20 protein-coding genes are annotated in these 22,229 nt (G+C 51.9%); 12 read left to right on the top strand and 8 right to left on the bottom strand.

Features of this window, described 5'->3' with window-relative positions; translation table 11 throughout:
- Positions 1–7: 7 nt before the first annotated feature.
- Positions 8–277, bottom strand: a complete 270-nt coding sequence (locus JYB63_RS05210) for a hypothetical protein (protein ID WP_205656725.1) — start codon at positions 275–277, stop codon at positions 8–10.
- Between the two features lie 296 nt (positions 278–573).
- Positions 574–768: a bacterioferritin-associated ferredoxin gene (locus tag JYB63_RS05215; RefSeq protein ID WP_205656726.1), complete on the bottom strand. Its 195-nt coding sequence runs from the start codon at positions 766–768 to the stop codon at positions 574–576.
- A 317-nt stretch (positions 769–1,085) separates the two neighbouring features.
- Here JYB63_RS05215 and JYB63_RS05220 point away from each other — a divergent pair, with 317 nt between their 5' ends.
- The 4 genes from JYB63_RS05220 (at position 1,086) to JYB63_RS05235 (ending at position 4,088) form a co-directional block, all read left to right on the top strand.
- Positions 1,086–1,439 (top strand): hypothetical protein, encoded by a 354-nt coding sequence (locus JYB63_RS05220; RefSeq protein WP_205656727.1) that lies wholly within the window; start codon positions 1,086–1,088, stop codon positions 1,437–1,439.
- 104 nt (positions 1,440–1,543) lie between these two features.
- Positions 1,544–2,806: a GGDEF domain-containing protein gene (locus JYB63_RS05225; protein WP_205656728.1), complete on the top strand. Its 1,263-nt coding sequence runs from the start codon at positions 1,544–1,546 to the stop codon at positions 2,804–2,806.
- Between the two features lie 132 nt (positions 2,807–2,938).
- A complete protein-coding gene (locus JYB63_RS05230) occupies positions 2,939–3,505 on the top strand; it encodes a DUF5610 domain-containing protein (protein WP_205656729.1) in 567 nt (188 codons plus the stop codon).
- Positions 3,506–3,779: 274 nt separating this feature from the next.
- Positions 3,780–4,088, top strand: a complete 309-nt coding sequence (locus JYB63_RS05235) for an ArsR/SmtB family transcription factor (RefSeq protein ID WP_205656730.1) — start codon at positions 3,780–3,782, stop codon at positions 4,086–4,088.
- 51 nt (positions 4,089–4,139) lie between these two features.
- Here the strand turns inward: JYB63_RS05235 and JYB63_RS05240 are convergent, their stop codons facing one another.
- The 5 genes from JYB63_RS05240 to pdxB form a co-directional block, all read right to left on the bottom strand.
- Positions 4,140–6,872 (bottom strand): GNAT family N-acetyltransferase, encoded by a 2,733-nt coding sequence (locus JYB63_RS05240; RefSeq protein ID WP_205656731.1) that lies wholly within the window; start codon positions 6,870–6,872, stop codon positions 4,140–4,142.
- Between the two features lie 266 nt (positions 6,873–7,138).
- The gene (locus tag JYB63_RS05245) at positions 7,139–7,702 is read right to left on the bottom strand and encodes a hypothetical protein (protein ID WP_243431803.1); all 564 of its coding nucleotides are present in this window, start codon (positions 7,700–7,702) and stop codon (positions 7,139–7,141) included.
- Between the two features lie 152 nt (positions 7,703–7,854).
- On the bottom strand, positions 7,855–8,970 hold the full coding sequence (locus JYB63_RS05250) for an ATP-NAD kinase family protein (RefSeq protein ID WP_205656732.1): 1,116 nt from the start codon (positions 8,968–8,970) through the stop codon (positions 7,855–7,857).
- Between the two features lie 114 nt (positions 8,971–9,084).
- The gene (locus JYB63_RS05255) at positions 9,085–9,780 is read right to left on the bottom strand and encodes a flagellar brake protein (protein WP_205656733.1); all 696 of its coding nucleotides are present in this window, start codon (positions 9,778–9,780) and stop codon (positions 9,085–9,087) included.
- Positions 9,781–9,782: 2 nt separating this feature from the next.
- A complete protein-coding gene (pdxB, locus tag JYB63_RS05260) occupies positions 9,783–10,937 on the bottom strand; it encodes a 4-phosphoerythronate dehydrogenase PdxB (protein ID WP_205656734.1) in 1,155 nt (384 codons plus the stop codon).
- A 113-nt stretch (positions 10,938–11,050) separates the two neighbouring features.
- Here pdxB and JYB63_RS05265 point away from each other — a divergent pair, with 113 nt between their 5' ends.
- The 8 genes from JYB63_RS05265 to JYB63_RS05300 all read left to right on the top strand — a co-directional run bounded on the left by JYB63_RS05265 (position 11,051) and on the right by JYB63_RS05300 (position 21,346).
- A complete protein-coding gene (locus JYB63_RS05265) occupies positions 11,051–11,299 on the top strand; it encodes a hypothetical protein (protein ID WP_205656735.1) in 249 nt (82 codons plus the stop codon).
- 210 nt (positions 11,300–11,509) lie between these two features.
- Positions 11,510–12,712: a tryptophan synthase subunit beta gene (gene trpB, locus JYB63_RS05270; protein ID WP_205656736.1), complete on the top strand. Its 1,203-nt coding sequence runs from the start codon at positions 11,510–11,512 to the stop codon at positions 12,710–12,712.
- A 342-nt stretch (positions 12,713–13,054) separates the two neighbouring features.
- Positions 13,055–14,344: a TolC family protein gene (locus tag JYB63_RS05275; RefSeq protein WP_205656737.1), complete on the top strand. Its 1,290-nt coding sequence runs from the start codon at positions 13,055–13,057 to the stop codon at positions 14,342–14,344.
- Positions 14,341–15,540 carry an efflux RND transporter periplasmic adaptor subunit gene (locus JYB63_RS05280; RefSeq protein ID WP_205656738.1) on the top strand — a complete coding sequence of 400 codons (1,200 nt, stop codon included), beginning with the start codon at positions 14,341–14,343 and terminating at the stop codon, positions 15,538–15,540. Before JYB63_RS05275 ends, JYB63_RS05280 begins: the two co-directional genes overlap by 4 nt.
- Entirely contained in the window at positions 15,537–18,686 is a 3,150-nt protein-coding gene (locus tag JYB63_RS05285; protein ID WP_205656739.1) for an efflux RND transporter permease subunit, read from the top strand. The genes JYB63_RS05280 and JYB63_RS05285 overlap by 4 nt, the downstream gene beginning before the upstream one ends.
- Positions 18,680–19,354, top strand: coding sequence for a response regulator transcription factor (locus JYB63_RS05290; RefSeq protein WP_205656740.1), 675 nt, complete (start codon positions 18,680–18,682; stop codon positions 19,352–19,354). The genes JYB63_RS05285 and JYB63_RS05290 overlap by 7 nt, the downstream gene beginning before the upstream one ends.
- 15 nt (positions 19,355–19,369) lie before the next feature.
- Entirely contained in the window at positions 19,370–20,632 is a 1,263-nt protein-coding gene (locus tag JYB63_RS05295; RefSeq protein ID WP_205656741.1) for a sensor histidine kinase, read from the top strand.
- A gap of 132 nt (positions 20,633–20,764) precedes the next feature.
- Positions 20,765–21,346: a cytochrome b gene (locus JYB63_RS05300; RefSeq protein WP_205656742.1), complete on the top strand. Its 582-nt coding sequence runs from the start codon at positions 20,765–20,767 to the stop codon at positions 21,344–21,346.
- 131 nt (positions 21,347–21,477) lie between these two features.
- Here the strand turns inward: JYB63_RS05300 and JYB63_RS05305 are convergent, their stop codons facing one another.
- Complete coding sequence (locus JYB63_RS05305; RefSeq protein WP_205656743.1) at positions 21,478–22,068, bottom strand: hypothetical protein; 591 nt, start codon at positions 22,066–22,068, stop codon at positions 21,478–21,480.
- Between the last annotated feature and the right edge of the window lie 161 nt (positions 22,069–22,229).

Raw genomic sequence — 22,229 nt, forward strand, 5'->3', positions numbered from 1 at the left:
TCCGGTATTAAGACGTAATCCCCACCGCAGTGGCCAGTGCGCCACTGTGGTGTTGTTCCAACCAGTTAAACATCTCTCTTTCCTCAAAACGCACATGCGCCCTGAGTAACCGGGCAAACGCCTCCCGCTCCGCATCAGTATCCGCCTCTGCCAGGCGCCGCAACTCCCGATGCTCTTCTTCAAACTGCAGCTTCAAATCACCCTGTAGCAGATGCGCAAACAGCTTTTCTTCTTCTCCGAAATGCTCCAGTAAGTCAGCAATAAAAGTATTTTGCATGACCTGCCACTGATCAGCTAAAGCCTGGGCGACTGCTGCGCAGCATCCAGGATGCGTTTGGCATTCACCAGGGCAGTATGATGTTCTTTACTGAGTGGCGTCAGGGCCAGTGAGCGTTTCATAGGAGGCACTCTTAAACAGGTAGTTTAAAAGCATCTTATAAACAGAGGAGTGTCGGGGTCAAACAGGATGTAAGCTGAAACAGGATAGAAACTAAAACAGGATAGAAAATAAAACAGGAAGTATCAGGCCCGTGCAGATGCGCTCAGGCCAGAGAGACAGAAGGCACGGCCTGTTCAGGCAACCTTTACAGCGTTTTCCGCCAGCTCATACAGCTTATCGTTAAGGATTTTCTTAGTGACGCGTGCGCATTTTCCACACTGGCTGGCTACACCCAGCTCAGTAGAAAGCTGTTTCATCGTAGTCGCACCAGCTTCAATACTGGCTTCAATTTTTTTATCGGTAACACCGTGGCAAATGCAGACGTACATTGAACTCATTCTCATTAACAGTAGCTGCAGGGATATTAATGTAAATGATAATGACTATCAAGATGAATTAACATGAAAATGATTCACATCAACACTGTGCTCCAATGTCAAACTGAGTACAAAGGACTCCTCCTTATACAACTTTGGGTAGAATTAATCAGTCTGTTGATTTACAAACGATTTATACGCTTGTTTAATGTAGTGAAACCATACGCCCCTCAGTAACGGAGCCTCTGAAAATTTCACGATACCCGTTCACTGAATAAGAAAAACAATTACTATGCTCACACGGGACGTGAATCAGGTTAAACAGATCTATGACAGTACGCTTACCATTACCCGCAGCCAAGAAGTTGACCATCATTTATAACGTTGAGTCAGGTTGCCTGGGCCCCCGGGGCCGCTCTCACATCGAGCCCTTTTGCCAGTTTGCTCAGGAACAGATGGCCGATTTGCACAGTGACTTTATTAACTGGCAAATAACCCCCCGTACCGATAACAGCAAACCGGAAATTCAGTACTCACTGATGAATAAACTTCTGCAGGATCATCAGACAGAAAAGTTTCTCAGCTACTTCAATAAAAGCGTTGATGAGCTGGAAACCTTCCTGCTGGGCATCATTGTTATCCTGATTGAGCAATACCATAACGAGCACCCGGAAACGAACTGAACCGGGTAAAGAAATTCCCCAAACCGGTTAACCGCAGACTTCCTCCCGGGGCAGCCTGTGATAACCTAACGCCTTAATTTGTCTGTTATTTTAAGGCCACTTCTTTGCTTGCTCATGCCTTCACTAAGTCGCTGCGTTTACTGGTCCCCGGCATTATTACCCTGATTGCCGGTATCCTGTTACAGCAGCAGGCAGCGGCGCTGCCCCTGCACTATAAAGATATTGTTACCCTACTCCCTTACGTTCTTGGTGTGATCAGTCTGATCCTCGCCATGAGTTTTAACCAGGGACGTCTGTTTCTGGGGTCTCTTAACGCCCTTTGTTTTTATGCAGCCATTCAGGCTGAGTTGCAAACGTCGCTTAACTTGCCGGCTAACTTTGTCTTTTTCAGTTTGTTGTGTCTGTTGTTTCCGGCCCAGCAGGCGCTGCTCAGCCTATATCCCGAACGGGGCTTCAGCCCCCGCTGGGCGATCCCCCGTGCGGCCATTATCATTTTCAGCTATCTGCTGTTATGTGGCCTGAAATATACCCAGAGCTTCGCCGGCTGGATAAGCACCCTGCCGTCATCCATGGTAGAACTGGCCTATGACCCGCTATTGCTAAATCAGGTTAGCCTGGCAGTATTCGCAGCAACCCTGCTACTTAACGGTTATCTGTTAATGCGGCGCCAGAGTCTGGTAGACGCCGCCATGCTGATGATGACTCTGGCCGCGGCAGTTATGCTGGCGTTCTTTGCACAGCCGCTGGTATCCGCCCTGTTCGCCTGCTCGGCCCTCATCCTGCTGTTATTCACCACCCTGTTTAACTCCTACAGCATGGCGTTTATCGACGAGCTAACCGGCCTGCCCGGGCGGCGGGCACTGGAAAACCAGCTTGCCAGCGTCGGCAAGCATTACACGCTGGCGATGGTGGATGTGGACCATTTCAAAAAATTCAATGATACCTACGGCCACGATGTCGGCGACCAGGTACTGAGAATGGTGGCCAGCCAGATGCGTCAGGCTGCCAAAGGCGCACAGGTATTCCGCTACGGCGGTGAAGAATTCACCATCCTCTTTAAAGGCAAAGATGAAGCTGCCGCCTGGCATACCGCAGAACGGGTCCGGGAAGCGGTAGCCGGATATCCGATGTATATTCGCGGCGACAACCGCCCTGAAGATGCCGACGAAGGTAAAAATCAGCGCCGCAAAGGCAAACCTGAATCCGATTATGTTCAGGTCTGTATAAGTCTTGGCTTATGCCAGAATACCGATGATCTGGCTGATAGCAGCGCGGTACTGAAAGCCGCTGATGAAGCCCTCTATAAGGCTAAACAGATGGGCCGTAACCGCACTATCGGGCGGCAAACCGGCATCACTAACGAATAGTCACACTTTCTCATAGCCGTTTCGCCGGGTCAGGCAACTCTGCAACCGACCCGGTTGAAATAATTTCACTCGATATTTTCCCTCAGTGGCCGATAGTAAAGGGATCGTTAAACCCATTCAGAGACCGGTACTATGGAGATTAATACTCAGGGAACCACTCCCCGCAGCAACGAAGTATCTGCTCAGCAAAAACCGCAGGCCGAACAGGTCAGCACCGCTCAGTCCAGCCGCACTGAGCTGAACCAGTCAATTCTGCAGGCATCACTGAATGTCAGCATCAGCTCCGGTAACGACTCCCTGGCGCTGGTGTACCGCAGCGCAATCGATAAGCTCAATGAAGTGCTGGAAACTGATCTGGGTGAAAATGCTATCAACAAAGCCTATGACTCCGGCCTGGATGTCAGCCCGGAAGCCACGGCAGAGCGTATTGCAAGCCAGACCACGGCCTTCTTCGGCGCTTATCGGCAACAGAATCCGGAACTCAGTGAAGCGGAAGCAGCCAGCAAATTCAGCGAGATCATCCGCGGTGGGATTAAACAGGGCTTTGATGAAGCCCGTGAAATTCTCGACGGCCTGAAAGTGCTTGAAGGGGACATTGCTGCCAATATCGATACAACCTACGATCTGGTGCAGGAAAAACTCGATGTTTTCTTTGAAAACCTGACCGGACCAGACACCTCTGAAAGCGCCGCAACATAACCCGATTCAGATCAATGTCCGGCATCCTACTTAGGTATATGATCAAAAAAATTACGATCAGTGCCGGACGCAAATACTCCCCGGGATTTTTTTCAGCGACAAACTGCAGTATCTGCTCGCCAGCCAGCGTCGTTTCTAGTGTATTAGCAAATTGAGATTTAATTCCAGTTCCACTAGAATCCCTGTGTTGGATTGCCGAGTGATCCTTGGTCAGCCCCGCACAATAATAAAAATTACCGGAGACTTCCCCTTGAATACCATTGCGGATCATCCTATGACGCCAGAGACCCTGGTAATGATGAAAGACAATGCGGCCCAGGCCGCAAAAATAATGAAAGCCCTGAGTAATGAAAGCCGCTTACTGATTCTCTGCCATCTGGATGGCAAAGAACTGTCGGTTACTCAGTTAAACGACTATCTGGACCTAAGTCAGTCGGCTTTATCGCAACATCTGGCAGTACTGCGCAAGGATGAATTAGTCAGCACCCGCCGTGAATCGCAGACCATCTACTATTCGCTGTCAGGCAATAATGCCACCCGCATTATTCACACCCTGCACGAAGTGTTCTGCCCAACGCTATAAGTGATCAGGCATTGAAGAGTGCCCCTTCAGTGCCCATGATTACCCTGCCTGTCAGTGCTTCAGGCGCTGTTTCTGCCAGTCCTGTTCCGGCTCATTGAGCAACATCTCCATTTCAATTGCATCTTCATCCATGTTGTAACGGTTATTAAAGCCCAGATGACGGGCCAGCCCCTGCATACCTTTGTTAGATACCAGAGTCGAACCCATCAGCAACAGTGTGCCCCGGCTGCGGCAGTAGTCGATGACCTTTTGCATCAGAATACGGCCCAGTCCTTCCCCCTGCAGCTCATCACGGATAACCACCGAAAACTCCGCCCGGACATTATCCGCATCGGTCACTGCACGAACGACACCCAGAGTTTCCCAGCCGCTGCCGTCCGCTTTCCAGGCGGTGGCAATGAAGGCCATCTCCCGGTCGTAATCAATCTGTGTCCAGTTCGCCAGCTCCAGATGATCCGGTACGCCGCGGTTATAGAAATACCTGAGCCGGATCGATTCCGCACTGAGGCTGTTATAAAACATCAGATGATTAGGTTCGTCTTCGCCGCGAATCGGCCGGATCTCAACGGTTCTTCCGCCCTTCAGACTGACCTCTTCCCGCAAATGTTTAGGATAAGGTGAGATTGCCAGCGGTGCCGGTTCACCGAGAGAGACCGATACATCCACCGCCAAAACGCCCTGTTTATTGATCATCAGCGGGTTAATTTCCACCGCCTGCAAATGGGGCAGCTCAACCGCCATTTGCGACAGACTCAGCAACACTTCGCACAACTGTTCCAGGTCGCTGTGCGGGCGATGGCTGTTTTCCTGCAGCACCTGCCATGCCCGACTCTGACATATCAGCTGCCGGGCCAGACTCAGATTCAGCGGCGGCAACATCACCCGCCGATCAGCAATCACATCCACCGTATAGCCACCGACACCAAATATAATCACCGGCCCGAATACCGGGTCCCGGCTGATGCCCAGATTGATCAGAATAGACTGCTTGCCCCGCTGCATCGGCTGAACACAGAATCCCAGCGCACCGGTCTCAGGACAACGTTCCCGGGCCCGGTATGCCAGCCGGACCGCCGCCTGACGGACCTCCTGTTCATTCTCCAGATCCAGCGCCAGATCCTGCCATCGCTGCTGACTTTTTTCGTCATAACAATAGGGTTGGGCATTCTGATCGTGGAGTACTTTGATAGCCGCCGGACGGTCAAACTGCTGGGAAGCCTGAACCGCCTCTTCAATATCATCGGCATACCAGGATTTAACCACCGGAATGTTGTACTGATCCAGCAGCTCACAAGCCTCACTGTGGCGCAGGAAACTGCGCCCCTTGGCAGAGGCAACCTCCAGCAAATGCTTCGCCCGGATGTGATTCTCCCGGTTCTGGGTAATATAAGGCAGAGGGGTCTGTTTCATGGCGCTCTGGTTACGGTGAAAATCCACCATATACATAAACGCATCCACCGCCTCTTCCGGGGTGATAAAGGTTGTCATTCCGGCATCGTTAAACAGATTCCGACAATCAATCGCGGTGCTGCGGCCCATCCAGCAGGTGAGAACATTACGGACGGTTTTCTTTGCCACTGCAATGACCGCTTCAGCGGTATCCGCCCCCGAGGCCAGACGGGTTGGGGCATGCACCACCAGCACCACATCCACCTGATCATCTTTAGTCAGTAACTGCACCGCCCGGGCAAAACACTCCGGGGTCGCTTCCGCACTCAGATCAATAGGGTTACGGCCGCTCCAGCTGCCCGGTAAAACTTCCTGCAGAGCAGTGACCGTTGCCGGAGTTAAATCCGCCAGCCGGCCGCCCCGCTTACGTAACCGGTCCACCGCCAGCGCACTGGGCCCCATGCCGTTACAGACGATAGCCAGCCGCTCACCCCGCATGGTTTTCATACGTGACAGGGTTTCCAGCGCATTAAACAGCTGATCACTGGTATCAACCCGTACCGCACCGGCCCGGCTAAGGGCCGCGTTATACACCAGATCTTCATGGGCGATACCCGGCGCCGGTGCCTGCAACCGGTCTTCAGCGAACACCATATTCGATTTCAGCACCAGCACCAATTTGTTCCGGGATGCGGCCCGTAATGCGCTGATAAAGTCCCGGGAGCTGCCGATCAGGTGATCCATCTGCAGCAGAATCGCCTGGGTGTGCGGGTCCTGCGCCAGATAATCAATAATGGAAGCAAGATCCACATCCACCCCATCCCCCAGGGTCAGAAAGTGTGAAAAACCAATCCCCTGGCCATTGGCCCAGTCGATCATGGCCGTGCCAAGCAAGCCGGACTGGCCAATATAGCTAACCTTGCCCTTCTGAATATTCAGGTGTGAATAGCTGGCATTAATGCTCTGCCAAGGTGCCAGCATCCCCATACAGTCAGGGCCGAGAATCCGTATACCATAAGGCTCCGCCGCTTCACGGATGGCATCCCGCTGGCTCTTACCGTCGGCCCCCACGTCCCGTGACAGACCGCCGGTGAGAATCATCGCCGCCTTAACCCCCTGCTGCCCCAGCACTTCGACCATGCCCGGTACCGTAGCCGGCGGCGAACAGATAATGGCCAGATCAACCACCCAGTCCAAAGCGCTCACCTCAGTGAACGCCGGCACGCCAAACACCTCACCGTGGCCATCCGGATGCACCACCGCCAGTTGGCCTTTGTAACCGCCTTCCTGCAGGTTCTGCAGCACCACGCCGCCCATATTATTCAGGCGCTCAGACGCGCCAATAATGACAATAGACCGGGGATTAAATAAACGCTTCAGATATCGGGTACTCACAGCGACAGCCCTGCAATGAATTAACTGACAGAATAGCCGGTATTCTACCTGTGAAACTTCCTTTTCGCAGGTGCAGCATAATATTTATTGAGCACTTTGTGACGAGTATCAAGGATTGCCTCAGGACTGGCATCCCCCCTGTCATTCTCCTGAAAGTAACAGGTGGAATAACAACACAAACGATAATCTTACGTGAATTTAAATCAGCCTGACGCAAAAACCCGCCGGATGGCGGGTTTTGACTATATTCTGAATCCGGGCAGGGATTACAGTGAATTCATTGCCTTAAAGCGTTTAACCAGCGCTTCAGGATATTGTTTTTTGTTGTCTTTATTCAGCACGAATACAACAGACTGACCCTGCGGACCGGTACCGATCTGCGTCAGGCGGTAAGCGGCTTCACCGGTCTGACGAACGGCTTCCATGTCTTCCAGGCGGTCAAATACATACAGGCGACCGTCTTCACCGCGCATTTCACCGTAAAAGTCTTCTGCTGCAGGCATGTTGCCGTTATACATTTCCACGCCGGCCAGACCGGTGAGCTTTTTCTTATCTTCACCGCGCAGGCCAAACACCAGGCTCTCACCGTTAGGACCGCCACCGATGAACACCTTACGGTATGAGGTTTCGCCCACTGTCAGGAATTCCTGGTAGGTAGCAAAGTCGTCAAATACATAATGACGGCCTTCATGAGCCACTTCGTAAAGGTCCTGATTATTCAGTTGTGGTGCGGCTTCTGCTACCGGCTTATCCTGCTGTGTCTGACAGGCCGTCAGAGCCAGTGCTGTACCGGCAACCATCACTGCTTTGGCAAGCGTTTTCATGGACATAAGTATTCTCTCCTGAGCACAAATACGTTTCGATTGCTGAGGAGAATAAGGAAGAAATGTGACAGGGGAATGTCAGAATTACTGCAGGGATGTAACAAAACTTATAGCAATAAGCCGGTGAAATAACACCGGCTTATCAATCAGTACCCGAATTACAGATCCGCAACCCGGTAGAGAATCGCATCCCGGTAACCGGTGACAATCCGGATCAGACCTGACAGCTGATGGTTAAGGGCTGCATCGCCACTGTCGACGATCAGCGGACGGCCATCCAGTGACTGAATCTTGGTTTTAGTCGCCACCACAATGATGTTGTCACGCCCCAGACGCTTCAGTAACTCAGGACTAAGCTGCTGGTTGCCACGACCAATAATGTGCCCCTGGCCACCAATAACCGTAATCACCAGCCGGGTTTCCCGCCCTTCGGTCATATCCAGCAGTTGCTGGGCGGTCAGGTCCTGGCCGATCAGCTGACCATTTTCGATCAGATCGACCCCCAGCAGGGTATTTTCCAGACCCAGTTCATTCATCAGCGCCTGTACTGTCGAACCGGACCCCATAATGTACAGCACATCATCTTCCATGGTTTCCACAAAGTCCGCTGCAATGTCATCCAGCACCAGCTCTTCAATCTCTTTGCCGCCGCTGCTTTTCACATTCTGCACATAACGGGCTTCCTGCGGCACCAGCAGCTCACCGTAATACTTAGCCCGTACACGGCCTTCCCGAAAAGCGGCTTCGTCGATATCCCGGACTTCCTGCTCATCCAGCGTCACTATTTCGCCACGCACCAGCATGGCCACCACTTCACCGGCGGCCTTAGGGGTCACCGCATACACGCCGGAATGGATTTTAACCCCGGCAGGTACGCCCAGTACCGGCACTGCATTTTCAATGGCGTGACAGATATTCCGCGCGGTGCCGTCGCCGCCGGCAAACAGAATCAGATCCACCCCTTCTGCGACCATCGCCACAGCGGCCCGCTCGGTATCTTCCGCGGTGGTATGACCGGATTCAATTTCACCGATCACCTTAGGGTTAAACCCCATTTCAGTCGCGGTATCTGCGCCCATCTCTGCGGGAAACGTCAGTACTTCCATCTCCAGCCCCTGAAGAGGTTCCAGTGCCTGACGGGTACGCAGATTAGCCTTGGGCTCAGCGCCCAGCGCCAGTGCTTTAGCGGCGGTGTCTTCACCATCACTGCCTTTAAGTGCCACACTGCCACCCAACCCTGCGACGGGATTTACAATCAAACCTAATCGAAACATCTTTAATCCTGTTTGCTGTGATGCCCCCTCAAGCACCGTACTTATCACTTTCACTTGTCACGCTTCATCAGTCGCCGCCGCACCAGACGGTTTCTGATTACAATTTCTGGCCGATTATAATTCCTGACCGTTCGGTTCCAGATTGCCGGTTTCCACCAGAAACTGCTGGTAGGTAAAGGCAATCAGAATCAGTCGGGAATCTTCGTCCAGATCAATAAATTTAAATCCATGATTAATCACCACACTGCCTGCTTCACTGCCCCGGTGTAGATTACGTAATTCCACCGGTGTCAGGATCACATGTTCAATGTCCGCAACCTTCACCCGGGTTGTCAGATAGAAACGGTCACCGATATCCCCCAGGGTCTGGCCATACTGCACACAGCAGCCGCTCAGGCTGATATCCACCCCAAGTGCGGAACAGGGCAAATCATCCCGGTGGCTCATATCATCAAAATCATCCACCGAGACCATCAGGTTCACCGGCACCCGGCTGTTACTGCGAATCTGCTTGGATTCGATACGCCCGGGATATTCCAGCAGCCAGTAAGACACCGGCAGATCATACTGTTTCAGCAGTTTACTGGCGAAGGTAATGATCCGGTTATTGCTCAGTAAACGCAACGTAATGATGTTCCCTTCGGTGATCAGTACCGTTTCCCCGTAGGCATTTTTCGGTGCCTGAATGAAAACGCCGCTGTTCTCTACCACACCCACCAGCGAGGTCATGTAGTGGCCTTTCGGGGCTTTGATCTCAACCCGGACCGGCTCACCGATCTGCAGTTTAAAATCTGCCAGTGTCTTCGCCATGGTTAAGACTGCTCCGCGAGTTTAAATCCAAGGGCCTGAAGCAGTTTGCCCTTGCTGCTGTCAGCCGTTATCCCATGCAGTGTCAGTGAGGCAAACTCACGCCGTACCGGATACTCCTTACGCAACCGGTCAAAATTCACTGGCTGTTGCGCGGCATCTGCCAGTGAATCCCGGAAGCGCTGATCATCCGCCGCCGGATGATACACAGCATCAATGGCTTCGCGAACATCAGCGGTATCTTCCAGTGTGAGATCCGTCAGCTCCGCCCGGGGTAAACAATCATCCAGCGTCAGTTGAGGCGTAATTCCCTGTGCCTGGCAAAATGCCTCATACAGCATGAACGTGCCGCGAACCTTGCCCTCCAGACTGTAGCCGGCAATATGCGGCGTACCGATTCGCGCCCTTGCGGCAAGTTCTGCATCAACCGCCGGCTCATGCTCCCAGACATCCAGAATCAGGGTGACATCATCACGATGACGGTGCCAGTTCAGCAAATCCTCATTGTTGATCACCGGGCCACGGCCAGCATTCAGCAACACGGCACCGGGCTTAAGGCGATTCAGATTATCTTTATTGAGTAAATGTTTGCTCGGATGTTCGCCCGATGTGGTCAGCGGCGTATGACAACAGATAATATCGGCTTCGGCCAGCAGAGCATCTAAAGCAGTAAAGCTTTCAGATCCTTCGCGGGCTGCCCGCGGCGGATCATTGATCAGCACATCGATGCCCATCCCCTGCAGACGCTGCTGCAGCCGGCCACCAACGTTGCCGACACCGATAATGCCCACAGTTTTGTCCAGTAATTCAAACCCCTGCTCTGCCGCCAGCATATACAGGGAGCTGATAACATACTCCACCACAGCATCAGCATTACAGCCCGGAGCACTGGAAAAACTGATGCCCTGCTGCTGTAAATAGTTCTGATCAATATGATCGGTGCCAATCGTTGCCGTCCCGACAAACTTTACCTGGCTGCCCGCCAACAGTGCTTCATTTACCCGGGAAATTGACCGCACCAGCAGCACATCAGCCTCAGCAACATCTTCACCTTTCAGGTGGCGTCCCGGTAACCGGCGGATGCTGCCAAAACCACCAAACAGGGTTTCCACAGCGGGAATATTTTCATCAGCAACAATATGTAACGGCAGGTTATTCAAATAGGGCTCCAGATACTGAAATTACGGCTGGTTAAGCGTCTCAAGCATGATTATAATTCCCGGCCACCCAAGATTGCAGTAAAATATGCAGTCATTTTATTTAGGAACAACTCTTGATCATTCGCTGGCGCAAACAACAGGACTTTTTTATCGTCCGTCTCTATCAGGACCTGGTAGGCGACTGGGTGCTCAGCGAGTCCTGGGGCAACTCTTTGAGCCAGGATAATGCCTTCAATCACACGGTATATCACTGTTATCACGAAGCCCGGCACCGCTTACGGGAAATCGGCCGTGAGAAAAAGCAGCTCGGCTTTAAGAAAACCGTGGCCAAAGAACAACAGATCGAACTGGATTTCGGTTAATCGTAACCCTACCCCTTTTGCCAATTTCTTTCACCTTCCAGCCTTCGACTTCCGTCTGTTTTCTTTACCCTGCCTATTAGACTAATGGCGAACAGTCTCCACCACGCTTAATCCCTATAGTTCATCTTTTGCTATGCATATAACAAAGCAGCAGCAACAGCCTTTTAACGGCAACCGCTGCCTGCCCCTGCAAGAACCAGGAGAGGTACCATGAGTCAGTTCAATTTTGCGCCAATGCCCGATGCCGAAGGCTACTTTGGAGAATACGGCGGACAGATTATTCCCCCGGAACTGAAAGCCATTATGGATGAGATCAATCAGGCCTATGAAGAGATCCGTCATACCGAGGCATTTCAAAATGAACTGATGCAGCTGTTTCAGGATTACGTAGGCCGCCCAAGTCCGGTTTATCACGCCAAACGGTTAAGCGATCAGCTCGGCGGTGCGCAAATTTTCCTGAAAAGGGAAGACCTGAACCACACCGGTGCCCACAAGATCAACCACTGCCTGGGCGAAGCTCTGCTGGCAAAATATATGGGTAAAACCAAGGTCATTGCTGAAACCGGTGCCGGCCAGCACGGTGTTGCCCTGGCAACCGCCTGTGCCCTGGTGGGTATCCCCTGTGAGATTCACATGGGTCAGGTAGACATTGAAAAAGAACACCCCAACGTTACCAAGATGAAAATCCTTGGCTGCAACCTGATTCCGGTTACCCGCGGAACCGCCACCTTAAAAGATGCAGTCGACAGTGCCTTTGAGGAATACCTGAAAGACCCGGTGAACTCTATCTATGCCATTGGCTCCGTGGTTGGCCCGCACCCGTTCCCGAAAATGGTCCGTGACTTCCAGAGTATTATTGGCCGGGAAGCCCGCCAGCAGTTTCAGGATAAATTTAACAAGCACCCGGATTACATCACCGCCTGTGTCGGCGGTGGTTCTAATGCTATGGGGCTGTTTACGGCATTTCTGGAAGACGACGATGTTCGCATCGTCGGTGTAGAACCGGCCGGTAAAGGCCTCAGCACGCCGGATCACTCAGCCACCCTGACCCTGGGTTCACCGGGCGAGATTCATGGTTTCAAGTGCTATGTCCTGCAGGATGATAAGGGCCAGCCACTGCCGGTTCACTCCATTGCATCCGGCCTGGACTATCCGGGCGTTGGGCCGCAGCACTGCTACCTGAAAGATATCGAACGGGTACAGTACGAATCCGTCACCGACGAGGAATGCCTGAACGCCTTCATGACCCTCTCCCGTGTTGAAGGCATTATCCCTGCACTGGAAAGCGCCCACGCGGTCGCCTGGGCCATGCGCATGGCACCACAACTGGATCAGAACCAGACCATCCTGGTGAACCTGTCCGGCCGGGGCGATAAAGACGCCGACTACGTCGCGGATAAACTTGGGCTGTAAGCACTGAAGTTGCTTTAGTCACAACACGAAAGGATCAGATCTTATTGATTGAAACGATACAGATCTGATTCTTTCTCTCTCCGAAAAATCATTCTGCGAACAAATCCGCTACGCACCTCTCCAGAAAGCTGCCCCCTCTGCTTCTTCACTGAAATAAGCAATCAAAACAACCGCCAGCATTAACAACACCATTAATTTCTTAACACTTTTTTAATGCCCGCCTGCATACCCTTGGCTCTCAGTTATCACGACGCACTAACTGCAGCGGCTTAAATCATGCTACGACCCATATTCAAACTTCCGGCTTTGAGCATCATTCTGATGCTTTCAGGATGCACAGCTTTGGACGGCACACGGTTTGCTGAACAGTCCTCAGAATCGCTGAACAGCATCAGCGAATGGCAACAACAGATACCCTCCGCCTCCCGAAAAGCCTATCTGACAGACCTGATTCATTCAGAAGCTTTACAGACACTTATTCGACAGGGACTAAGGAACAACCCGGGGCTGCAGCAAACCGCGCTGGCCATCAAAATAGCCCGTGAAAATGTCACGGATGTCAGAGGTGACCGGCTGCCGCAGGCCAGCCTCAGCGTTTCGCAAAACAACAGCGAAGGCAGCGATACGGTTTATCAAGGCAGTCTGGATGTCAGCTGGACACTGGACTGGCTGCAGAAACTGCAGGACGGTGTGAATGTCAGTGAAGCCAGCCTGGCCAACAGCATCGCCGCGGACCGGTATGCACGCGATCTGCTTGCCGCCACCATCGCGGATACCTGGCTTCAGCTGATCCGGCAAACCCGGCTTACTGAAATAGAACAGAACCGGCTCAGCGTACTGGAACAAAACGAGCAAACCATTGTGGAGCGCTACCGCAAAGGTCTGGACGAACTGACTGATCTGGATTCTGCACGCAGCCAGAGCGCCTCATCAAGAGCAACACTGGCAGCCTACACAGAAAACTATGAAGCATTGCAACGCTCAATGGCAGTCCTGCTGGGCGACACCAGTTACCGAAAAACAAACCGCATCAATTTCCCCCGGGTTGAGATACCACTGGCCTCAATGCCCGCTCAGGATCTCGGCCGGCGGCCTGATCTGCAGCAGGCATACCTGAATATCCGGATCGCGGATCTGAACAGCGCCATTGCTTATAAAGCGTTACTGCCAAGCCTGTCACTGAACCTGTCCCTCTCCCAGAGTGATGCAAGCTTTCGGAATGCACTATTCACCAGCCCCGCATGGGGATTACTGAACCGGATCACTGCCCCCCTGTTTCAGGGCCGCAAACTGCGCGCGCAGGCCCGTCAGGCTGACCTGACCGCCGAGCAAGTCTACTGGGCTTATCAGGAAAAGCTGTTGACTGCGGTGAAAGAAGTTGAAGACGCCATGGGGCAGGAACATGCACTGACCGCCCGACAGGCACATATCAGTGACGCACTGACAAACGCCGAGCGCAGCTTTGAGACTTATCAGACAAAGTATCGCCAGGGCCTGGTGTCATTTCTCGATCTGTTAACAGTTCAGACACAAACCTTCGATCTGCAGGTGCAAAAAGCCAAGCTGACTTACGCACGCTTAACCAACCGTATAACTCTGGGACTGGCATTAGGACTGGGAGTGGAATCATGAAAAAAACACTTAAGAAACAACTGGTAGTCACCGGCATTGCCGCAGTATGTGTCCTGGCTGCTTATGCCACAGGTACCAGCTCTAGCGGTAACAGCTTCGCGCCGCCACCGGCAGATACCAAAACCTATCCGCAGGTCACCACCATTCAGCCAGCAACCGGTAACTTTCCTGCCATTATTCAGGGCTACGGGGAAATCACGCCGGTTCAGAAACTGAATCTGGCTACTCAAGTGAGTGGCAGAGTGACGGAATTGTCTCCCAAGTTCAAAAGCGGAGAGCGACTGCAAGCCGGCGATATCCTGCTGAAAATTGATGACACTGAATACCGTGAAGCCGTTGCCAATGCGGAATCCTCACTGGCCGCGGCGCAAGTGACACTGTTACAGCAACAACTGAACAGAACTCAAGCAAAAGCAGAGTGGCAACGCTCAGGGCTGAGCGGATCACCGGACTCAAAACTCGCTCTCTATGAACCTCAGGTCAAAGCCGCACGGGCGGCCGTTGAACATGCCAGACGCACGCTTGAAAAAGCCAGCGCCGACCTGAACAAAACCGTTATCCGGGTACCATTTAATGCACTGGTCATATCCCGCACAGCTGAACTTGGCAGTTTTATTCAGTCAGGCACGGAGCTGGCACTCCTGTACGGTACAGACCAGGCAGAACTGACACTGCCTGTCGCAACCAAAGACTGGCGCCTCCTGCCACCACTGCCTGAGGAGAAAAAGTCCTGGCAAGTCTCATTGTCTGATACTGAATCGGACCAGCAGTGGTCAGGGTATGTGGACCGGATAAACCAGCATATTGAAAGCAGTACCCGGCAGCGCTCGCTGATCATCCGGCTGGATAACCCGCTGGATCAAAACCCGCCTCTCTATCCAGGCACATTCATTGAAGCATCGGTTCCCGGTTTAGCAATGGAAAATGTGTGGCAACTGCCGGCATCAAGCGTGACCCAGAACAATGAGGTCTGGTTCGTTAATGACACCAACACCCTGGCTAAAACACCCGCAAATATTCGTTTACGCATGGCTGACAAGGTCTACCTGGTTCCGGCTGATGCCACTACCACGCCACGTATCGTCACATTGCCACTGGCCAGCTATTTACCGGGTATGAGGGTTGAAGCCCAAATGCCCTCCGGCGAACCCGGTGCTTTAGCTCACACTGACGCCCCTTCCGGGAGAAACCAATGAATCAGCTATCCAGAACAGGCATCATCGCCTGGTTCGCCGGTAACAGTGTCGCCTCAAACCTGCTGCTGATCAGCATCATTCTGTTAGGCCTGTTATCGATCGACAACTTACGCAAGGAAGCTTTTCCCCCCTGGCCCGTCGATTCAGTCACTGTCTCTGTTACTTACGACAGCGGTGATGCCAGCCAGACCGAAGAAGGCATTGCGTTAAAGGTCGAAGAAGCAGTCGCCAGCCTTAGCGGTATCAAACGGGTCACCTCGGTATCAGACGCCAATACCTCTACTGTCACCATTGAAGGCGTCAGCGGCTATGATCTGGACATTCTTTTGCGGGATGTCAAAAGCAAAGTCGATGCCATCTACAACTTCCCGGCCGACGCCGAAAACCCGGTCATCGAAAAGCAGGCACTCAAAGAACACGCCTATTCAGTGAAAATTTACGGCGATACCGACCGTCAAACCCTGCAGACACTGGCCGAACGCATCAAGATCGACCTGCTGGCCCAAAGCCAGATCAGCAACGTGGATATCAAAGGTAAAGCGGAAAAGCTGTTGTCTGTCGAAATCGACGAAGCCAAGTTAGAGTCCTACGGCCTGACCCTTTCAGATGTTCAGACGGCAATCAATGCGGAATCAAGCTCAGCCCTGTCCACCAGCCTGCGCAGTGAAGATCAGATTGTGCGCCTGAAAGTAGCCCGGCAGGCTTATTATGCTGAACAGTTTGCCCAGATTCCGGTCATCACCGATCCTTCAGGAACAGTCATCAGGCTTGGCGATATCAGTCGGATTGAAGATGGTTTCACCGATCAGACCTACACACTGGCCCGCTATAACGGCATGAACGGTATCGGGCTTGAAATGACCGTCAATGAAACCGGCGATGTTATCAAACTGGTGGAAGAAGCAGACAAAGTCATTAAAAAATGGCAAACCTCTGCGGCACTGCCGGATAATGTTTCCGTGGTAACCTGGAACGACGGCAGCACACTGATCAAAGACCGGCTCTCACTGCTCATTAAAAACGCCCTGTCCGGTATTGCTCTGGTCTTTGTGGTTCTGGCGCTGTTTCTCAATCTGCGGGTGGCTCTGTGGGTGGTTGCCGGCCTGCCATTTATTTTCTGCGGCACCCTGTTCTTCATGTCGGAACCGTTCACTGGCATGTCGATTAATGAGATGACCACCTTTGGTTTCATTCTTGCACTGGGCATCGTGGTGGACGATGCCGTGGTGGTTGGCGAGAGCATTTATACAGAACGGCGAATCAAAGGCGATACGCTGGCCAATACCATCGCCGGTACTAAGCGCGTTGCCGTCCCCACAATTTTCGGTGTCCTGACCACTGTTGCGGTATTTGTGGCTCTGGCAAACATCGAGGGCGGTATGGGACAGGTATATAGTCAGTTTGCGGTAATCGTAACCATCTGTTTACTGCTCTCGGTGGTGGAGTCCAAACTGATTCTTCCGGCACATCTGGCAAACCTGAACACACACCGCAAAATCGGTTCCGGCTGGAAGGATTGCTGGGCACGTATTCAGCACCGATGCGACGCCGGGCTTATGTGGGTAACTGAAAAGTTATACGCTCCGTTGATCAGGCAGGTTATTCAGTTTCGTTATGCCGCTGTATTAGCCGCCATTGCCATTTTCACTTTCGTGCTTGCCATGCCCTTTAACGGCAGTGTTCGCATTGGCTTCTTTCCGGATATTCCGGGGGCAACCATCTCCGCCGGTCTGACCATGCAAAATGATGCCAGCTTTGGCCTTACCCGGAAAAACCTGCTAATTCTGGAACACCTGGCATTAAAAGCGGATCAGAACCTTTCCGGACCCGATAACACCTCTGCTATTGGCACGGTTGAGATCATTGCCAGCGGCGACTTTTCCGGTTCAGTTACCGTTGAACTGAACGATTCGGCAACTTACTCAATTAATGAATTCACCCGCGAATGGAAATCCCTGACCGGTAGCCTTGAAGGCGTTAAATCGCTGGATATTCGCTCGGGCTTTGGTGGCGGCAATGAATTTAAAGTCGAACTGAAGGCCTGGGACAGCCAAACGCTGGCGCTTGCCGGTGAAGAATTTTTAACGGCACTGTCGCAAATAAATGGCGTACAGGGGATCGATAATAATTTCAGCAGCGGCCAGAACCAGCTGAAATTCAGCCTGACCCAACAGGGCTATGCACTGGGGGTTACAACCGCGGACCTTTCCCGGCAGGTGCTCCAGGCTTTTGGCGGTGAAGTGGTCCAGCAGTATCAGCGGGGGAAAGACGAGATTAAAGTCCGCATCCGCTATCCTGAATCTGCACGCCGTGATGTCAGCGACATTCTCAATGCAAAAGTCCGTCTGCCCGACGGATCGGTGGTGCCTCTTCAGATCGTCGCTTCAGTCACCGAAGAATATCAGCAAACTGAAAGAACCCGTATCGGTGGCCTGCAGGCTTACTATGTCAGCGCCAGTGTCGATAAAACAATTTTATCGCCCACAGAGCTTGTTCAACAGCTGCAGGAAACCCTTGTCCCAACACTTCTACAACGCTATCCGGATCTGGATATCCATTTTGCCGGCGAAGCAGAAGAACAGGCTGAAACCGCCGGATCGATGATAGAGCTGTTTATCATCGCCATGATGGCCGTCTACATCCTGCTGGCTGTTCCCCTGCGCTCCTATTTTCAGCCTCTGATCATTATGACAGCCATTCCGTTTGGTCTGGTGGGCGCCATTCTGGGCCACTGGTTTAACGATATGATGCTGAGTGTACTGTCATTCAACGGTATCGTTGCGCTGAGCGGTGTGGTGGTCAATGACAGTCTGCTGCTGGTCTCCCGTTTTAATGAAAACCGCAAACAGGATATCCCTTACCGCGAAGCCATCATTGAAGCCTGCACCGGCCGCATCAGGCCCGTATTGCTGACGTCCCTGACCACCTTTGCCGGGCTTGCGCCTCTGCTGAGCGAAACCTCGACTCAGGCGCAATTCATTATCCCGGCAGCCGCATCTCTGGGGTACGGCATTTTATTTGCCACCGTCATTACGTTGATAATTATTCCGGCAATGCTCATGATTCAGTATGACGTGAAAATGCTGTTCAGCTCACAGACAAATGTGTCTGAAACAAACGCTTACCCCGAGGATTCCGGATGCTGAATGTACTACTGGCAGAAGATGATCGTGACCTGGCACTGGCTGTAATCGACCATCTGGAAATCGAGAACATCATCTGTGACTACGCCGCCAATGGCGTGGAAGGCGCAGCACTGATCGCACAAAACCGCTATGACGTACTGATTCTGGATATCAATATGCCAGGCATGGACGGACTGTCCCTGTGCGAAAAGATACGTTCCGACAGCAATGACACGCCAATTCTGATGCTGACCGCCCGGGATGCCCTGGCGAATAAAATTGAAGGATTTAACGCCGGTACCGACGACTACATGATCAAACCCTTCGAAATTGAAGAGTTGATTGTACGCCTGCATGCCCTGTCCAAAAGACGCAGCGGTCAGGTATCAGTTATTCAGACCGGCCCCCTGCAACTGGACCTGCACAACCGCAGCGCAAGCATACACAATGCACCGGTCAAACTGAGCCCGACCGGTTTCAAACTGCTTGAGGTACTCATGCGGGCCAGCCCTCATCCGGTGTCTCACGCAGATCTGATCATGAAAGTCTGGGGGGATGACTTACCCGACAGCAATAAACTGCGTGTTCACATTCACAATTTACGTAAGGCCCTGGAAGCAGGTAATGCCGGAGATATGCTGAGAACAGCAACCGGGATCGGCTTTTTCATTACCACTGAACACAGCTAACACAAGGGTATATCCATGCAGCAAACCAAAAGTCTGAAGTCGTATATTCTGTTCCGGATAATCCTGCTGGCGATCTGTATGTCCGCATTACTGACTTACCAGAGTACGCAGTATTTTCTACAAGGCTTTGACTCAGTGCAGGAATCCCAGATGCAGCAGGCGGCAGAGCTATTACCAAAAGGAGAACACGCCACTACCACTGACTTCAGGTATCACGTAACAGACCGCTGGGAACATGTGCCTGATAACATCAAAAACATTTTTCCCACCCCGCCGGAAAACCATCGGCAGCTGCAGGTACATTTTGAAAACTGGTGGTATTTCGCGCCGCCAGAAAAATCATACTCCCTGATGTCATTGCTGAATAAAGATGGCGAATTACGCTACGTTTCAAAAATCATGGTCACATCCACAATGACGAAAACTGCACATCATGAAGGGCTGGACCCCATGGTGATCATTGCTTTATGGGGGCTGGGATCATTAGCAGTGTTTATCTTTGTGATCTACCGGATGCTGAATAACCTCACCCACCCGGTACAGTCAATCTATACATGGGCCAAACAGCTGAACCTGAAAAGCGCCAGTAAATCCCCGCCGGACTTTCAGTATGATGAACTGAATCAGCTGGCGAACATCATTCATGGCAGTATTCAGAATGTGGGGCGCACACTCGAGAGAGAAAAAGAGTTTCTGGGCTTTGCCAGCCATGAACTGCGCACCCCCATCGCAACCCTCAGAAGTAATGCCACCCTGCTGGACAAAATAAGCACCTCCCCATCCCCCAAAGAACGGGAGGTACGGGACCGGATTCTCCGTGCCAGCCTGACCATGAAAGGCATTACCGAAACACTGCTCTGGTTGAACAGAGACAGTCAGGAAGCCCTTGAAACCAGTGACGTACATATTGAAGAAATTCTGAAACAGATAACCGGTGAGCTTGAATACCTGCTGGCCGGTAAAGATGTAAACGTAACCGTTCAGACTCAGCCCACGGTGATGCAACTCCCTGAAGCAGCCTTCCGTATTCTGATCACGAATATCATCCGTAATGCCTTTCAACACACCATTCATGGGCAGATTCAGATCATTCAGGACGGCAACAGCATCCGGGTAAGCAATACATTGCCCGCCAGCCAGAGCAAGACCCAGACAACAGGATTCGGACTCGGACTGAAACTGATCCGCCGGCTCGTCAGCCGCTTTAACTGGGCACTGACAGAACAGGAAAAAGATGCAACCAAGCAGATGACTGTTATCTTCCATCCAAAACAATAATCATCACCCTAACCCTTTCCCCCAATATCAGGGCCGGTATAGTCTGGCCCTGTTCCAATCTCTTAACACTTTTTTAATGCCATCCGGTTCAAACTCCCACACCAAGTTAAAACAATGGTATTGAGGTGAACCATGAATAACGATACCCGATCAAAACTGTCCCGCACCACGGTGAGATTACACTGGCTGATAGCCTTTCTGATGATCATGCTGTTAGCCAGCGGCCTTTATATTTCAACCACAGAAACCTTTGCCCTGATGCCCTGGCATAAATCCTTTGGAGTGCTGGTATTTGGTTTTGCTGTTTTTCGCATTATCTGGCGCATCAAACAGGGCTGGCCGGAGCACGTTGGCAACTATTCCCGGATGGAACGCATTCTGTCCAAAGCCACCCACTGGATTTTAATTTCAGGCACGATCATCATGCCTGTCAGTGGCTTTATGATGTCAGCGATGGGTGGTTACGGCGTAGCAGCCTTTGGAATAGAGCTGTTCCCGACAAACACCGGCCCCGGTGGTCCGTTCGATTTTGTGGCAATCAATGAAAATCTGAACAGCATTATGCGTTCTGTACACAGCCTGGCCGGAGACCTGATCCTGATCACAGTGGCCCTTCACACCATCGGCGCGCTGAAGCATCACCTGATGGATAAAGATGCAACCATCCGCCGGATGCTTGGGGCCGAAACTCATATCAGAAGCACATACGAGTAAGCTCCCTACATGCAGTGAACTCTGCTCAGTCGGACACAACCCAGAAATTCCGGCCACAAAAAAAGAGAAAGCGCATCTGCCTGTTACGAGGCGATGCGCTTTCTCTTTTTAAAAATCGCTTTTAAGAAGAATCAGAAGCTGAAAGTAGGTGGTTCTGTCTCAGTTCCGGTGAACGAGCGCAGGTGCGCATTTTTCTCAATCACCCGGGCAATCATCAGTTTACAGTTTTCGGCAAAACTGACACCGGCATCCTGACTGGTCACCGCCAGCACATCTTTCAGATGCTCAGTCGTATAAGTCGTGGCGATACCTTTACCGTGTTCATAATAACTCTTGAACGGCGATTGCTGATTACCCAGATAAAGCTGATCTTGCGCAGCCGACCACTGGTTCAGCTCACTTCTTTCATAATCAGATACCTGACAAACCTCATGAAGGCGGGCATTAATCACCGCCAGACGGCCAGCCAGAATGGCGTTATTCTGTTCCGCTTTAAGAGGATCAGCCTCAATCAGGGACGAAGCCGAAGGCTTGGTCACTGATGCTACCGCCGGCTTCTGAGGCGCAACTTTAACCGGTGCTTTTTCAACCGTCGTTGTCTGCGCCTGCACAGGTGTATCTGAAGACTCTGCCTGAGATGAAGCTTCAGGCTTTAACAGAGACTGTAACTGGCAACCCGACACCCCAATCGCAGCTACCAACAAAAGAACTCTTTTGAACATACCAATCCGTTAACTCTGTATTTTGTACAACTTTTTACAACCCCGGAATGATACACATCTACTATTCCATAATCCAAAGAAGTACGGCATTTTTCTGCTAAAAATACAAAAACGGCGCGAATACTGCTGAGCAGCCGCGCCGTTAACTCTGTCATGTATTG

It is taken from the genome of Aliamphritea spongicola, assembly GCF_017051665.1.
Lineage (GTDB): Bacteria > Pseudomonadota > Gammaproteobacteria > Pseudomonadales > Balneatricaceae > Amphritea > Amphritea spongicola.